General features: G+C 43.0%; 16 protein-coding genes. 9 read left to right on the top strand and 7 right to left on the bottom strand.

All coding sequences use genetic code 11. From position 1 onward, the window contains the following. Positions 1–38: 38 nt before the first annotated feature. Entirely contained in the window at positions 39–1,271 is a 1,233-nt protein-coding gene (gene ftsW / locus HMPREF9378_RS09515) for a cell division peptidoglycan polymerase FtsW (RefSeq protein WP_002899980.1), read from the bottom strand. A 154-nt stretch (positions 1,272–1,425) separates the two neighbouring features. On the opposite strand from ftsW, the gene HMPREF9378_RS09520 reads away from it, so the two are divergent. The 6 genes from HMPREF9378_RS09520 to lysS all read left to right on the top strand — a co-directional run bounded on the left by HMPREF9378_RS09520 (position 1,426) and on the right by lysS (position 6,728). Then, a complete protein-coding gene (locus HMPREF9378_RS09520; protein WP_002899979.1) occupies positions 1,426–1,902 on the top strand; it encodes a glutathione peroxidase in 477 nt (158 codons plus the stop codon). 209 nt (positions 1,903–2,111) lie between these two features. Continuing rightward, the gene (locus tag HMPREF9378_RS09525) at positions 2,112–2,969 is read left to right on the top strand and encodes a glycoside hydrolase family 25 protein (protein ID WP_002899978.1); all 858 of its coding nucleotides are present in this window, start codon (positions 2,112–2,114) and stop codon (positions 2,967–2,969) included. A gap of 143 nt (positions 2,970–3,112) precedes the next feature. Then, positions 3,113–3,961, top strand: coding sequence for a DUF368 domain-containing protein (locus HMPREF9378_RS09530; protein WP_032908757.1), 849 nt, complete (start codon positions 3,113–3,115; stop codon positions 3,959–3,961). Further along, positions 3,954–4,439, top strand: coding sequence for an aminoacyl-tRNA deacylase (locus HMPREF9378_RS09535; RefSeq protein ID WP_002899975.1), 486 nt, complete (start codon positions 3,954–3,956; stop codon positions 4,437–4,439). Before HMPREF9378_RS09530 ends, HMPREF9378_RS09535 begins: the two co-directional genes overlap by 8 nt. A 62-nt stretch (positions 4,440–4,501) precedes the next feature. Continuing rightward, positions 4,502–5,137 carry a histidine phosphatase family protein gene (locus tag HMPREF9378_RS09540; RefSeq protein WP_002899972.1) on the top strand — a complete coding sequence of 212 codons (636 nt, stop codon included), beginning with the start codon at positions 4,502–4,504 and terminating at the stop codon, positions 5,135–5,137. A gap of 100 nt (positions 5,138–5,237) precedes the next feature. After that, entirely contained in the window at positions 5,238–6,728 is a 1,491-nt protein-coding gene (lysS, locus tag HMPREF9378_RS09545; RefSeq protein WP_002894992.1) for a lysine--tRNA ligase, read from the top strand. Positions 6,729–6,826: 98 nt separating this feature from the next. Here lysS and HMPREF9378_RS09550 read toward each other — a convergent pair whose 3' ends face one another. From HMPREF9378_RS09550 to HMPREF9378_RS09560, 3 genes are read right to left on the bottom strand one after another with little or no spacing between them, the layout of a single operon-like run. Next, positions 6,827–8,095, bottom strand: coding sequence for an ABC transporter permease (locus HMPREF9378_RS09550; RefSeq protein ID WP_002913396.1), 1,269 nt, complete (start codon positions 8,093–8,095; stop codon positions 6,827–6,829). Further along, entirely contained in the window at positions 8,095–8,793 is a 699-nt protein-coding gene (locus HMPREF9378_RS09555) for an ABC transporter ATP-binding protein (RefSeq protein ID WP_002913395.1), read from the bottom strand. The genes HMPREF9378_RS09550 and HMPREF9378_RS09555 overlap by 1 nt, the downstream gene beginning before the upstream one ends. Then, entirely contained in the window at positions 8,777–9,940 is a 1,164-nt protein-coding gene (locus HMPREF9378_RS09560; RefSeq protein WP_002913394.1) for an efflux RND transporter periplasmic adaptor subunit, read from the bottom strand. Before HMPREF9378_RS09560 ends, HMPREF9378_RS09555 begins: the two co-directional genes overlap by 17 nt. A 209-nt stretch (positions 9,941–10,149) precedes the next feature. On the opposite strand from HMPREF9378_RS09560, the gene gorA reads away from it, so the two are divergent. Further along, complete coding sequence (gene gorA / locus HMPREF9378_RS09565) at positions 10,150–11,499, top strand: glutathione-disulfide reductase (RefSeq protein ID WP_032911128.1); 1,350 nt, start codon at positions 10,150–10,152, stop codon at positions 11,497–11,499. Positions 11,500–11,772: 273 nt separating this feature from the next. Here the strand turns inward: gorA and HMPREF9378_RS09570 are convergent, their stop codons facing one another. Continuing rightward, positions 11,773–12,504: a cyclase family protein gene (locus tag HMPREF9378_RS09570; protein ID WP_032911127.1), complete on the bottom strand. Its 732-nt coding sequence runs from the start codon at positions 12,502–12,504 to the stop codon at positions 11,773–11,775. A 470-nt stretch (positions 12,505–12,974) separates the two neighbouring features. On the opposite strand from HMPREF9378_RS09570, the gene HMPREF9378_RS09575 reads away from it, so the two are divergent. Beyond that, positions 12,975–13,520, top strand: coding sequence for a biotin transporter BioY (locus tag HMPREF9378_RS09575; RefSeq protein ID WP_002913391.1), 546 nt, complete (start codon positions 12,975–12,977; stop codon positions 13,518–13,520). A 24-nt stretch (positions 13,521–13,544) separates the two neighbouring features. Here the strand turns inward: HMPREF9378_RS09575 and HMPREF9378_RS09580 are convergent, their stop codons facing one another. Beyond that, the gene (locus HMPREF9378_RS09580) at positions 13,545–13,757 is read right to left on the bottom strand and encodes a YdbC family protein (protein WP_002913390.1); all 213 of its coding nucleotides are present in this window, start codon (positions 13,755–13,757) and stop codon (positions 13,545–13,547) included. 90 nt (positions 13,758–13,847) lie between these two features. Here HMPREF9378_RS09580 and HMPREF9378_RS09585 point away from each other — a divergent pair, with 90 nt between their 5' ends. Next, entirely contained in the window at positions 13,848–14,204 is a 357-nt protein-coding gene (locus HMPREF9378_RS09585) for a hypothetical protein (protein WP_002899965.1), read from the top strand. 26 nt (positions 14,205–14,230) lie between these two features. On the opposite strand, the gene HMPREF9378_RS11050 is transcribed toward HMPREF9378_RS09585, so the two are convergent. Continuing rightward, positions 14,231–14,554, bottom strand: a complete 324-nt coding sequence (locus HMPREF9378_RS11050) for a CHY zinc finger protein (protein WP_049547907.1) — start codon at positions 14,552–14,554, stop codon at positions 14,231–14,233. Positions 14,555–14,625 lie beyond the last annotated feature (71 nt).

Raw genomic sequence — 14,625 nt, 5'->3', positions numbered from 1 at the left:
CCTTTCATTTTTGCAACAACTGTTCACACTAACTGAGATTAAGCTTCCTCAGATTGGTCTTGCGCCTCCGCTTCCATCTGCTCATACAGGGCATCACGGCGCTCGTTGGCATCAATATTGAGTACCAAGGCGATGGCTACTGACAAGACCAGAAGACTGTTCCCTCCTTGCGATAGGAAGGGGAAGGTTACTCCTGTAGAAGGAATGAGACCTGAGATTCCACCGATATTGATGAAGGTCTGCATGAGTATCATACCGCCAATTCCCAAAGCCATCATGGAGTTAAATGGATTCTTGGCCCGAATCCCTACCAAGATAATTCTCAGAATCAGGAAAAAGAGTAGGGCCAGAATCAGACTAGCACCAAAGAAACCAAACTCCTCTATCACGATAGAAAATACAAAGTCTGTATGAGCTTCCGGCAGATAACCGCGCTTCTCAATAGAGTTACCCAAGCCTAGACCAAACCAGCCGCCATTACTCATAGCATAGTAGGAATTAGCCAATTGGTGGCCTGATCCAGACAGATCCTTGAAGGGATTAAAGAAAGCGCTGAAACGCTTGGCCACATACCCAAAGATTGGAATCTTGGCCACGCGCTCAACCCCAATCAACCAAATGCTCGCCAGAACCAAGCCGGAAACACTAACAATGGCTCCAAGCATCGTAGAAAACCATCGATAGCCAATCCCGCTGACAGCTATCATTATTACGACGGTCAAAAATAGAATAGTCGCATTTCCAAGGTCTGGCATAATCGCTACAATCCCAATCAGAATAGCCACCATGGTCCGCCAGTCGTTAAAGGCTTTAGGAAACCAATGGTTATGAGTCAGAGCTTGATAATCATAGACCTTTATCTCCTCCTGCCTCTTAGTGAAGCGAAAAGCTAGATACCAGACCAAAATAATCTTCAAATACTCCGCAGGCTGAATACTGAAAGCTCCAAGCTTGAGCCAACCATGGGCACCATTAATAGTCCCTGTTATAAAACGAGATAAGAGCAAGAGGATAATTTCAGCAAAGATAACTATAGTCAGGATGCCTCCTTTTTTCAGGAAACCCAAGCGGATTCTATATAGGAGCGCAATTATAAAGAGACTTATTACCCAAAAAATCCCCTGATTCAAGACCATGCCAAAACCATTTCCTCCGGCCTGAATCGAGGTAGGACTCGTCGTTGAATAGACCACAATCAATCCCAAAACAGATAAAATCAAATAGGGAATCAAGATGGAGTAATTCAACAAGTGCTTCTTGTCAATTTTCATATTTCACCATCAAACTTCTAAAAATTCAATTCTCATTATACCACCTTTTGGATTGAAAAAAAAGCATTAGTGCAGAGACTGGAACAATATAGCCTTGCTTTCTATCTTTTGCATGAAAAAGTGTTAAGATAGAGGTCAGATAGAGGAGGATAACATGACAAACATTTATGATATCGAAATCCAAAAACAAGACGGAAGTCTGCAAAAAATGAGTGATTATAAAGAAAAGATTCTGCTGATTGTCAATACAGCGACCGGCTGCGGCTTCACTCCTCAGTATCAAGAACTGCAGGAACTCTACGAGCGCTATCAGAAAGACGGATTTGAAATTCTAGATTTCCCCTGCAATCAGTTTGGCCAGCAGGCACCTGGAGACGCTGCAGAAATCAACAACTTTTGCAACCTTAACTACGGAACGAGCTTTCCTCGATTTGCTAAGATTGATGTCAACGGTCCTCAAACTGCTCCTCTCTTTGACTGGCTCAAAAAAGAAAAGGGAGGTCTGTTGGGCGAGAAAATCAAATGGAACTTCACAAAGCTTCTGGTCAGTCGAGATGGCAAAGTTGTCAAACGTTTCTCTCCGCAAACTTCTCCCAAAAAGATTGAAGAGCTCATTCAAAAGCTATTATAAAAGGTAAGAAAAAGCAAAATGATTTATCCAACGGCAACTCACCGTCCACAGCTTAGCTAAGCTCTTTTAAAAAAACAAGACATTTTGAGCTTTCAAAATGTCTTGTTTTTGCTTTATAATATTTCAATTATATTACATTTTATTCATTTTCTAGCAATTCTGGGGATATTTTTTGCTTTTTTATTTGTTTTAAGTTAAAATAAACCAGTATGAGGAAGAGGATTAAACCGCTTGCAATCCTAATTTTCTTTGCTTCTTTTATCGCTTTTATTTTGATAAGCAAGCAAATTACTGACTCTCAGGAAAAGCAAGCACAGGCAAAAATTTCACAAACTAAACAAACTCCAAGTTCCTCAAAAAAAGAGGAAACATCTGACGATTCGTCCTTGGATGAAGAGTTTATTTCCAGACCAATCATTGACATTTCTGGCTGGCAGCTGCCAAGTGAGATTAATTACGACTTACTCGCACAGAATGTTTCAGGAGTAATTGTCCGTGTTCATAGTGGAGCGCAAGCAAAAAAAGAAAACGCAGCAACCCACCTGAATGGTCTGGACAAGTCTTATGAAAAACATATCAAAGAATTTCAAAAGCGTAACATCCCTGTTGCTGTCTATGCATATGTAGCTGCCAATAGCAAAAAGGAAATGGAAAAAGAAGCTGAAAGTTTCTACAAGGCTTCTGCCAAGTACCATCCAACCTATTATTGGCTAGATGTCGAAGAAAAGACCATGTCTGACATGAATGCGGGAGTTGAAGCTTTCAGAGCCAAGCTAGAGTCACTTGGTGTTAAAAATATTGGTATCTATATTGGAACTTATTTTATGGAGGAGCATAGCATCTCTACCGATAAGTTCACAGCAATTTGGATTCCGACTTATGGTAATGACGACGGCTACTACAATGCCGCACCAAATACTGAGCAAGATTATGACTTGCATCAGTACACATCACAAGGTCAGCTGACTGGTTTCTCCCATTATCTTGATTTGAACCAGCTGTCAACCTTGAAAGACCAGACAGCTACTTATCAAAAGCTATTTACAGTTCCTAAAGAAAGTCAATAGCTCAGAGCGACAGCTCAAGTCTCAAAGACTGCTGTCGTTTTTTTATTGTCACAAAATAGGAAATTTCCAGCCGTTTCCTCTTAATAAAGCCTATATTTTATGATATAATGATTTGATAAATGAAATTAGAAAAGGAAAATACAATGATTTCTTGGTTGAATAGAATTTTCAAAGGAATGGTCATTGCACTTGGCTTTATTTTGCCGGGAGTTTCAGGCGGTGTTTTAGCAGCTATCCTAGGTATTTACGAGCGCCTGATTCATTTTTTAGCACATTTAAAAGAAAACTTCGTCGAAAATGTTCTCTATTTCATACCAGTTGGAATCGGAATGATTTTAGGAATTGCCGCTTTCTCCTATCCTGTCAATCTGCTGCTGGATAACTACAAAGTGATTGTCCTTTGGGGATTTGCTGGAGCTATCATCGGGACTGTTCCCAGCCTCATTAAAGAGTCTGTCGCTAAAAGTGAGCGTGATCGGGTTGATATTCTCGTTTTCTGGGTCAGCCTCATCCTTTCAGGAATCTTTCTTTATTCCTTAAATGGGATGGTCGGCACCTTGCCAGCCAACTTCCTCTCTTTCATCTTAGCAGGGGCCTTGATTGCACTGGGCATTTTAATTCCCGGACTCAGTCCGTCCAACCTTCTCCTGATTTTAGGACTCTATGCCCCTATGCTAAATGGCTTTCGCAAACTGGATCTCCTGGGAACCTTTCTTCCTATTGGAATCGGAGGAGCTTTGGCACTGATTCTCTTCTCTAAGCTCATGGATCATATTTTGAAAAACTACTACTCCCGTGTCTATCACTTTATCATTGGCATTGTCCTATCCAGTACACTTCTCATTGTAGTGCCACAAGCAGGAAACAGTGAAAGCATCAGCTATCATGGAGTTTCTGTATTGACACTTGTCCTTGCGGCCTTTTTCTTCGGTCTGGGAACCTGGCTGGGACTCTGGATGTCGCAATTAGAAGAGAGATACACTAATGGCTAAAAAAACAAAAATCAAAAAAACACTGGTCGAGCAAATTTTAAGCAAGGCTAAGATTGAACATCGAGGTCTGCAGCTAAATGCCTTAGCTGAACAGCCAGCCAATGACTTGGACCGTTCGCAGATTTATAAAACCTTGGCCTTGACAGGAGACAAGACTGGCACACTAATCGGTATCCTACCAATCACAGAACATCTATCCGAAAAGAAAATGGCCAAGATTTCCGGTAATAAAAAAGTCAGTATGATTCCCCAGAAAGACTTGGAAAAGACAACGGGCTATATTCACGGAGCCAATAATCCTGTCGGTATCCGTCAAAAGCACAACTTTCCAATCTATATCGACCAGTCAGCTCTAGAGCGAGATAGCATCATCGTTTCTGCTGGCGAAGTCGGCCGCAGTATCGAAATCAAGGCTCAAGATTTGGCAGATTTTGTTCAAGCTAACTTTGCAGACCTCAAGGAGAATCCTAGCTCATAATTCTTCAATACTGCACCTAATATTCTCAATAAACCCTAATAAGAAAGAAACAATCAACCACTATGAAATTATACTTTGTCCGACACGGAAGAACGGAATGGAATCAGGAAGGTCGCTTTCAGGGAGCCAGCGGTGATTCGCCACTGCTGCCAACCGCCGTTGAAGAACTGCAAACCTTAGGAAAACATCTGGCTCAGACACAATTTGACAAGATTTACAGCAGCGATCTCCCACGCGCCATTCGCTCTGCTGAGATTATCCAAGAAGAAAGCCAGTTTCCGACTGAAATCGTATCAGTACCTGAACTGCGAGAATGGCAGTTGGGAAAACTGGAAGGCGCAAAAATCTCTACCATAGAAGCCATCTATCCGCACCAGATGACTGCCTTCCGCCACAACCTTTCGCAATTTAATCATACGTTTTTTGACGCTGAGTCGGTTTACCATACAACCCACCGGACCATTTCCTTTATCAAGACCTTAAAAGACAAGGACTATGAGCAAGTGCTCATTGTCGGGCACGGTGCTAACTTAACCGCCAGTATTCGAACCATGCTGGGCTATGACACACCCCTCCTACGCAAGAATGGCGGCCTGACCAATGCCAGCATCACCATCCTTGAAACAGAAGACTTTGAGAATTTTGAGCTGATCACTTGGAATAATACGGATTATTTAGTTGAAAAAGCAGAAAATTAAGGCTGGATTTCTAGCTTTTTTTCTTACTTTATAGCCAAATATAGATGAATTTCCCTATCTTTTGTGATAAAATAGGTAGGAAAACTTTTGGAGGAAAAACATGACTACTGAACATATTGAGGAATTAAACGACCAGCAGATTATCCGCCGTGAAAAAATGGCTGCGCTGGCTGAGCAGGGAATTGACCCTTTTGGCAAACGCTTCGAGCGGACTGCTAACTCTGCTCAACTAAAAGAAAAATACAACGATAAAGATAAAGAAGAATTAAACGAACTCAATGAAACAGCTATTATCGCTGGCCGTCTCATGACCAAGCGCGGCAAAGGAAAAGTTGGCTTTGCCCACATCCAAGACCGTGAAGGCCAAATCCAGATTTATGTTCGTAAAGATGCTGTTGGTGAAGAAAACTATGAAATCTTCAAAAAGGCTGACTTAGGGGATTTCCTCGGTATCGAAGGTGAGATTATGCGGACAGATATGGGTGAGCTTTCTATCAAGGCGACCCACCTTACTCATTTGTCTAAGGCTCTGCGTCCCCTACCTGAAAAATTCCACGGCCTGACAGATGTCGAAACCATCTACCGTAAACGTTATTTGGATTTGATTTCCAACCGCGAAAGCTTTGAGCGCTTTGTCACTCGTTCAAAAATTATCTCAGAAATCCGTCGTTACTTGGATGGACAAGGTTTCCTTGAAGTTGAAACTCCTGTTCTCCATAACGAAGCAGGCGGTGCTGCTGCCCGTCCATTTATTACCCACCACAATGCCCAAAACATTGACATGGTACTGCGGATTGCAACCGAGCTTCACCTTAAACGTCTTATCGTCGGCGGTATGGAGCGAGTGTATGAGATTGGGCGTATCTTCCGTAACGAAGGAATGGACGCAACTCACAATCCAGAGTTCACTTCCATCGAGGTTTACCAAGCCTATGCAGATTTCCAAGACATCATGGACTTGACTGAAGGCATTATCCAACATGCTGCTGTCTCTGTCAATGGAGATGGACCAGTCAACTACCAAGGAACTGAAATCAAAATCAACGAACCGTTTAAACGCGTTCACATGGTTGACGCCATCAAGGAAATTACGGGTGTTGATTTCTGGCAAGATATGAGCTTTGAAGAAGCTGCTGCCTTGGCTCAGGAAAAGAAAGTTCCGCTTGAAAAGCACTTCACCGAAGTTGGTCATGTTATCAATGCTTTCTTTGAAGAATTTGTGGAAGAAACCTTGATTCAGCCAACCTTTGTCTACGGCCACCCTGTAGCAGTGTCACCTCTGGCTAAGAAAAATCCAGAAGATCCACGCTTCACGGACCGCTTCGAGCTTTTCATCATGACCAAAGAATATGCCAATGCCTTCACCGAATTGAACGATCCAATCGATCAATTATCTCGTTTTGAAGCACAGGCCAAAGCCAAAGAACTGGGGGATGACGAAGCAACTGGCATTGACTATGACTTTGTTGAAGCTCTGGAATACGGTATGCCACCAACTGGAGGTCTAGGAATCGGTATCGACCGGCTGGTCATGTTACTAACAGACGTGACTACCATTCGCGATGTCCTGCTCTTCCCAACAATGAAATAATCTGTATTTTATACAATCTTAAGAAAACAGATCCTGCTGGAAGCCCAGCAGGATTTTTACATCACAAAAAAGTCTGGGAAACCAGACTTTTTGTTGTATTATTCATATCTCAGTGCTTCAATTGGATCTAGTTTAGAGGCCTTGTTGGCTGGCAGGATACCGAAGAGAACACCGATGGTTGCTGAGAAGAGAAGGCTGACGATGCTGACTGGTAGAGATACCGTTACTGGTGTTCCTTCCAGCATTTGACTCATGGCTGAGCCTAGTACAGACGCAAGTCCCGCAGCTAGAACCAGTCCAATCAAACCACCAATCAGTGTCAAAATCATAGACTCAATCAAAAATTGCATTAGTATGTTACCACGTGTTGCTCCCAGAGCTTTCCGCAGACCGATTTCACGAGTCCGCTCAGTGACCGATACCAACATGATATTCATAACGCCGATACCACCAACAAAAAGTGAGATTCCGGCGATGGCACCGATAACTCCTGTCATGGCACCATAAATATTTTGTACTTCCTGATAGAGGGCACTATCATCTGTCACTTGATATTCGCCCTGTTGCAGACCAGCAATTTCTGTTAATTTCTTGGCAACCTTAGGGCCAAGTTCTGGAACCAAGCTGGTATCATTCACCCGAAGAACAATCTCTGAAATTTCATCTACTCCAAAGTTTGCAGCTATGAGAGTATTAGTTGTAATGGCATTACCACCATAGACCTGCATGGAGCCAGATGCAGCAGGAGTTTCAGGATCTCTATAAACCCCAATCACCCGATAGTTACTGGCACCCACTGTCACAATCTTATTGATTGCCTCTTCAGCGGAAGAAAAAAGGGTCGCAGCCAGACCTTCGTCTAGCAGCACAACACTGGCAAAGCCTTGATAGTCTTGCTGTCTCAGAGCACGACCAGCAATGATTTTGTATTTTTTTACCTGAATATAGGTCATGTTTGCTCCGACAAAGTTGACGCGCTCAGCCTTCTTATTTTCGTAGCTAAAGGTTTCCATAGCAGAGTTGGTCACATAGTAGCCGTCCACTCCCTTGATATGGGTCAATTCCTTAACCCATGCTTCCTGGGCCTTGGGTGGTTCCACCACTTCTTCGCTTTCATCTTCCACATTTACAGAATAGAGATCAGCCGTTTGTGTATAGGAGCCGTCCTTGCTCTTTTTAGGAGAAAAGACGAGGCGCATGTTTTTCTGACTTTTGGTAAAACTCTCATTGACCCGTCGGGTAATGGAATCTCCTAAGGCCATGATAACCACAACCGAAGCCACTCCGATAATAATCCCAATCATGGTCAGGAAAGACCGCATCTTGTGTCCAAGAATGGAGCTAATGGCAAATTTCCAGTTTTGCATTAGGCTAGTCCTCCTTCCTTAGCGCTATCAGATGAGATGACACCGTCACGAATGACAATCTGCCGTTTGGCATAGGCAGCAATCTCAGGCTCGTGGGTTACCATGATAATGGTTTTCCCTTCTCGATTGAGCTCAGTTAAGAGCTCCATAATCTGCTCACCAGTCTTGGTATCCAAGGCCCCCGTCGGTTCGTCAGCCAGAATCAGAGAGGGATTATTGACCAAAGCACGAGCAATGGCAACCCGCTGCTTCTGTCCTCCAGAGAGCTCTGAAGGCAGATGGTGCATCCGCGTGTCCAGCTCCACCTTGGTCAGAAACTGCTCGGCCAAGGACTTCCGTTTAGACTGACCAACACCTGCATAGATCAAGGGCAGTTCCACATTTTGCAAGGCATTAAGCTTAGACAAGAGAAAGAACTGCTGGAAGACAAAGCCGATTTGCCTATTTCGAACCTTGGCCAGCTTCTTATCACCTAGCTTAGCTACTTCTTCGCTTCCTAGATGGTATTCACCAGTGGTCGGACGATCCAGCATCCCAATGATATTCATCAGAGTAGACTTACCAGATCCAGACGGTCCCATGATAGCAACAAACTCGCCCTCTTCAACCTCCAAACTGATGTCTTTTAATACCTGTAGTTCCTGATCTCCATTGCGATAGCTCTTATTAATATTTTTTAACTCAATTAGCTTCTTCATAAGATTTCACCTCTTGACCGTCTTTCAAGCTATCTGTCGGATTGATGATAACTTTACTATCCTTTGTCAAACCAGATGAGATTTCTTGATTTTCAGCATCAGCATTTCCGAGCGTCACTTCTGTCTTCTTAGCAACTCCTTTTTCCAGAACCCAAACATAGTTCTTGTCTCCGTCCATTACCACACTGCTGACTGGCACAATGAGTCCCTGAGTATTGTTTTTAACTTCAATGTTGACAGAGAAACCTTGCTTGAGCTCACCAATCTCGCTGGTAATGTCAATTGTAAATGGATATTTAGAACCTGAAGCTGTTCCGCTGCCACCTGTTCCAGACGGTTGAGCTGCTGCCTGCTGGCCGTCTTTTGGATAGTTGGAAATGTAGCTGATTTTACCAGTCCATTTCTTGTCTGGGTAAACTTTTGATGTAATGGTCACTTCTTGACCGACAGACAAGTTAGCCAGGTTGTATTCGGACAATTCTCCCTTAATTTGCAGATTACCATTGCTGACGATATGAACCAAGGTTTGAGTGGCACCAGTTGTTGATTTTGAAACATCGCGGTTGACTTCTACGACCGTACCATCTGCTGTGCTGGTTACTGTTAAGGCATTGAGAGTAGCTTGCGCTTTGTTCATATTATCTACTGCATCAGCCCGAGCATCGCGCAGGTCAGCTGCCTGAGACTCGACAGAACGCTGTGCCTGAGCTTCAGACGCCCCATCTGCTTCTTCATCGCCAGTCGTATTTACAGTCACACCATTGGTTTGCAAGTCATGCAATTGACGATCGGCTTTGCTAACCGCCCGAGCAGCCGCATCATAAGCAGCCTGAGCCTCTGCGCTTTTATAAGTTACCAAAGCTTGACCGGCAGTCACCTGGTCACCAACATTGACCAGTACATTTTCCAAGTCACCCTTGGTGCTGTCATAGTAGATGTACTGCTCGTTGCTGGCTGTGACATTGCCTGTCAGTAAGACTGAAGAAGCCACTGATCCTTCCTTGGCCTTTTGAACTAAGGGAGTCGTATCGATCGGTGCCTCAGAAGGATTCCCTCCATTTAGAAACATGAAGAGAACTGCTCCTGCAACAACTGCAATCGTAGCTCCAATAATGCTAAATAATTGCCATTTCTTTAACTTTTTCATCTTTTTTCCTCCTCTTGATGAAAACGATTTTCTTTTGTTATATTATATCACAAGGCTATCATAATTCTTCTAAAAAAATTTACAGTTTCTCACAAATGGTTGCTATTTTATCTCAGATAGTCACTCCACTTAAATCCGTAGCAGATTTTTGCATTCACCTGCTAAAAAAGGTACAATTACCTCATATAATAGAAGGAGATTCTAAAAAGATGAAAGAATTTGATATGATTGCTATTGGCGGTGGCAGCGGGGGAATTGCTACCATGAATCGGGCCGGCGAATACGGTGCCAAGGTTGCCGTTATTGAAGAAAAGAAACTGGGTGGCACCTGTGTCAATGTCGGCTGTGTCCCAAAGAAGATTATGTGGTACGGAGCTCAAATCGCTGAAGCTATCCAGCATTATGGACCGGACTACGGCTTTACTTCTGACAATCAAACTTTTGATTTTGCTACCCTTCGGAAAAATCGTGAAGCTTATATTGACAGAGCACGTTCGTCTTACGATGGTAGCTTCAAGCGGAATGGGGTTGAGCTGATCGAAGGCCGTGCCCGCTTTGTAGATGCAAACACTGTCCAAGTCAACGGTGAACTTATTCGTGCCAAGCACATTGTCATTGCGACGGGTGCTCATGCAGCTATCCCCAAGATCCCTGGCGCAGGCTACGGAGAAAATTCTGATGATGTCTTTGCTTGGGAAGAATTACCTGAATCTGTGGCCATTGTTGGAGCAGGCTATATAGCAGTTGAGCTAGCCGGCGTGCTCCATGCTCTAGGAGTTAAAACAGACCTTTTTGTCCGTAAGGATCGACCACTACGCAACTTTGACAGCTATCTGATTGACGGTTTGCTCCAAGAAATGGAAAAGTCTGGACTCCAGCTTCATACTCATAAGATTCCACAAAAGCTGGAAAAACTGCCTGATGGTCAGCTCAAGCTCTACTTTGAAGATGGCAGCAGTCACACAGCCCAGCATGTTATCTGGGCAATCGGTCGTAAGCCAAACGTTCAAGACCTCAATCTGGAAGCAGCTGGCGTCACTCTCAATGAACGTGGCTTTATCGCTGTAGATGAGTACCAAAACACTGTGGTTCCTGGCATCTATGCTCTCGGCGATGTAACAGGCGAAAAAGAATTAACTCCTGTTGCTATCAAGGCTGGACGAACTCTGTCTGAGCGTCTTTTCAATGGTAAAACAAATGCTAAGATGGACTACTCAACTATTCCAACTGTCGTCTTCTCCCATCCCGCTATTGGGACAGTCGGCCTAACTGAGGTAGAGGCTATCAAGACTTACGGAGCTGAAAATATTCACGTTTACACATCTAGCTTCACATCCATGTATTCAGCTGTCACCCAGCACCGCCAACAGGCCAAGTTCAAGCTCATCACTGCCGGTGAGGACGAAAAGGTCGTTGGCCTGCACGGCATTGGCTACGGAGTAGACGAGATGATTCAAGGTTTCGCAGTTGCTATCAAGATGGGCGCTACCAAGGCTGACTTTGATGCTACAGTTGCTATTCACCCGACAGGTTCCGAAGAATTCGTGACCATGCGATAAAAAATTCAAAATCAGAAGAGGTTTGGTATTCCAGCCTCTTTTTGACTTCTGCTACCATTTTATAATAAAGATCATGACCATTCCATAACCTAATCTTTCATTTTACAGACGAATCTTACATTTTTGTAAGATTGTAATTAAAGCTATTTCAACTTCATTTGACATTCCTTTGAAATATCCATCAAGAAATTCCAAAGATTATAAAAAGCGATCTTTTTATTAGTTATTATATGCGACAAGGAGCCTGAAATGAAATCTCAGACTCCTTTTTCTTTATGGTAAAATAGCTACAGCTCTAACTGGTGAACCGCTGGCTTGATGCCAGTTGGGAAAGCTAATTGATATGAGAGCACCCTTAGCCGGCAGCTGATCTAGATTGGTCATAACTTCTAGCTGATAAATGTCCTGCTCCAAAAGATAGTATTCATTAAGCAATCCATGCTCTGCTGTAGGAATACCTGCATCTGTATCAAAGGTTTCGTGACCTACCGCCTTAACACCACGCTCATGGATAAGGAACTCTAGAGCATCCCGTCCCCACCCAGGAGTATGCTGAATCTCCTGATCATCCAGATTGCGCATAGCTGATTGACTCGGCCAACGCTTGGACCAGTCTGAGCGAAAAGCAACAAACGTTCCTGGCTCAATCTGCCCTTGCTCCGCTTCAAAATCTAAAATATCCTGCTTGCCCAGAATAAAGTCTGGATTCTCTGCTACTTCCTTAGACTTATCAATAACCACCAAAGGCAGGAAAAGATCTTTTAGTTCAATCTCTTCCAACCAGCGACCACCCTCCACAAAGTGAATCGGAGCATCAATATGAGTCCCGTACTGGCCAACTACAGAAAACTGCTGAACATGAAAACCGTCTTTCAAAGTGAAAATATCCTTCTTCTCCAAGGCAGGCAGAGCTGGAAAATGCGGACTATCTTCCTTGATCTGATGGGACAAGTTAACCCATTTTTTCTCCTGTAGTTCCTGATAAATTTTTAATAAATCTGTCATAGCCTTCTCCAATCTAGTCAGTCTTGCTTTGGGAAGATGTTGATTACGCACCCACACCTCTAGCAAAAACTCTTATTTACTTTTGCATTATTATATCAATCAAAGTGTGCTGCTGCAATTCTTTATAGCACTTTTAGATAATCCTTTTTTATTGATAAGAATATAGTTTGAAGCTATAGCTAATTTTTCTAATGAAGCCTATTCAAACATTGAAAATTTTGATATGATAGTACAAAGTAATCCAGAAATGAGGAAAACTGATGAGTAAAACAAAAAAACTTCTTGCGGCCTTGGGCATCCTTTTCTTTAATATTTTTGGTCTTATCGCCTTCTTCGTCTTGCTCATCAGAAGCAAGAAACTAAAATAAGAATCTGTCTGTATAATTGTCTCGTCCGATTAAGAAGGACTTGACTTTTTTTATTTAGCCTTTAAAATAGTTACCATAAAATTAAAAAGAGGTTTACTATTTATGAACAAGAACAAAGCTTTTCTTCTTGCCCTCCCAGCTATCGGAGCTGCCTTCCTAGCTGTCCTGTCCCAATTAACTATTTCCATCGGCCCTGTTCCCATCACGCTGCAGACTTTTGCTGTCGGTTTGATTGCAACGATTTTCAAACCTCGCGAAGCTGTTTTGTCAGTCTTTATTTATCTGCTGCTGGGAGCTATTGGTCTGCCGGTCTTTGCTGGAGGAAGCGGTGGTTTCCAGGCTCTCTTGGGCCCAAGCGCCGGCTATCTCTGGTTCTACTTACTCTTTGCCTTTGTGACATCCAGTCTGACCCATAAGGACAGTCCTTTCTATATGGTTTTTATAGCCAATGTATTGGGTGATGCTCTCGTCTTTGTCGGTGGTATCCTAGGACTCCATTTTTTGGGAGGCTTTGATTTCTCTAAGTCGGTCGCGGTTGGTCTTACTCCTTTTATCCTGCCAGACTTGCTAAAAATGGTTGTCATCACCATCATCAGCATTCCTATTTTTAAGAGTCTGAAATTCCATCCCTACTTTTCAGAGAAATAGAAAAAACTGATAGAGCTTTCTCTATCAGTTTTTTAATGCATCCACGAGAACTTGGAATTCTTCATTAGATAGTGTAATTCCCTTGCCCATTTTGCTGTGGTCTGGACTCCAAGTCCGAATATCATACTTAGCTGGTGCTCCGTTAAAGCTAACGCGGTTGAGCTCCTTGGTCCAGCCCTTGTCATTTTCAGACAGGACCAGAAGTTTTTCTTCGATTTCGAATGTAAATTCTGCCATATTTCACCTCTTGTTTTATTTTCCAACTAATAATTCGTAAAAGAATTTACAATTTAGGGAATTTTGTTATATAATATATTGTAACAAGTTATGGAGATTTTAGCTATGAAAAAATATCTCGAAATGATTTTACAAAGAGCCAACGAATTTATCAGTGGCAAAAAGAATGAACAAGGACCAGAGGACAGCGGCCGCATCCTGCGTACCATCGAGCTAGCTCTGCGAAAACAATCTGGTGTCCACGTTATCTTTCTGGATAAAAGCTTCACTGGCGATATTGTTAAATACGATCGCGAGCGCCTGCAGCTGATTATCAAGAATTTCAAGAAAAGTATGACCACTATTATCCGCGTGCAGGACATAAAGCGAATCAGTCTCGTACCCAATAATATCCGTGAAGCCCAAAAGAAGGACATTCGCATCACCAATCGTCGTTTCAAAAGATAGCTCTTCCATCCAGCTGGATGGAAGAGTTATTTATTTGTCTGAAAATAAATTGATCGATGCTTCTTGCATCCAGGATTAAAAGGATGAGCGCAGAAAGGGCAGGTATCCTCACAGCCAAGGTACTGAGAAATAGTCAGCTCAGTCCTGCAATGGCCGCAAAGGACTACTCGATCTTCTGACCGTCTCACAGGATAGGCCAGAAAAGCATGATCTTCGTAGCGGTCATGACAGAGAAAGCAAGGATAGTATTTCTGACAAGCAAAGCACTTAAGGGCTATGATATCTCTCTCACTGTGATAATGCTGGCATCGAGTCTCCTCATCAAGAATATCTCCGTAAACCTGGATCATGCTACTTCCTCTCTGAAAACCTGTATTCATAAAGATGACTTTTAGATTAAAAAGCCACCTATGAATATAAG

Origin of the sequence: Streptococcus sanguinis SK1 = NCTC 7863 (genome assembly GCF_000194945.1) — a bacterium.
Taxonomy (GTDB): Bacteria; Bacillota; Bacilli; order Lactobacillales; family Streptococcaceae; genus Streptococcus; species Streptococcus sanguinis.
The sequence above is the reverse complement of the archived record's forward strand: the minus strand, read 5'-3'. Positions and strand labels throughout refer to the sequence as shown.

Coding starts and splice junctions, on each gene's coding strand:
- ftsW (WP_002899980.1), bottom strand. CDS start 1,271: ATGAAAATTGACAAGAAGCACTTGTTGAATTACTCCATCTTGATTCCC.
- HMPREF9378_RS09520 (WP_002899979.1), top strand. CDS start 1,426: ATGACAAACATTTATGATATCGAAATCCAAAAACAAGACGGAAGTCTG.
- HMPREF9378_RS09525 (WP_002899978.1), top strand. CDS start 2,112: ATGAGGAAGAGGATTAAACCGCTTGCAATCCTAATTTTCTTTGCTTCT.
- HMPREF9378_RS09530 (WP_032908757.1), top strand. CDS start 3,113: ATGATTTCTTGGTTGAATAGAATTTTCAAAGGAATGGTCATTGCACTT.
- HMPREF9378_RS09535 (WP_002899975.1), top strand. CDS start 3,954: ATGGCTAAAAAAACAAAAATCAAAAAAACACTGGTCGAGCAAATTTTA.
- HMPREF9378_RS09540 (WP_002899972.1), top strand. CDS start 4,502: ATGAAATTATACTTTGTCCGACACGGAAGAACGGAATGGAATCAGGAA.
- lysS (WP_002894992.1), top strand. CDS start 5,238: ATGACTACTGAACATATTGAGGAATTAAACGACCAGCAGATTATCCGC.
- HMPREF9378_RS09550 (WP_002913396.1), bottom strand. CDS start 8,095: ATGCAAAACTGGAAATTTGCCATTAGCTCCATTCTTGGACACAAGATG.
- HMPREF9378_RS09555 (WP_002913395.1), bottom strand. CDS start 8,793: ATGAAGAAGCTAATTGAGTTAAAAAATATTAATAAGAGCTATCGCAAT.
- HMPREF9378_RS09560 (WP_002913394.1), bottom strand. CDS start 9,940: ATGAAAAAGTTAAAGAAATGGCAATTATTTAGCATTATTGGAGCTACG.
- gorA (WP_032911128.1), top strand. CDS start 10,150: ATGAAAGAATTTGATATGATTGCTATTGGCGGTGGCAGCGGGGGAATT.
- HMPREF9378_RS09570 (WP_032911127.1), bottom strand. CDS start 12,504: ATGACAGATTTATTAAAAATTTATCAGGAACTACAGGAGAAAAAATGG.
- HMPREF9378_RS09575 (WP_002913391.1), top strand. CDS start 12,975: ATGAACAAGAACAAAGCTTTTCTTCTTGCCCTCCCAGCTATCGGAGCT.
- HMPREF9378_RS09580 (WP_002913390.1), bottom strand. CDS start 13,757: ATGGCAGAATTTACATTCGAAATCGAAGAAAAACTTCTGGTCCTGTCT.
- HMPREF9378_RS09585 (WP_002899965.1), top strand. CDS start 13,848: ATGGAGATTTTAGCTATGAAAAAATATCTCGAAATGATTTTACAAAGA.
- HMPREF9378_RS11050 (WP_049547907.1), bottom strand. CDS start 14,554: ATGATCCAGGTTTACGGAGATATTCTTGATGAGGAGACTCGATGCCAG.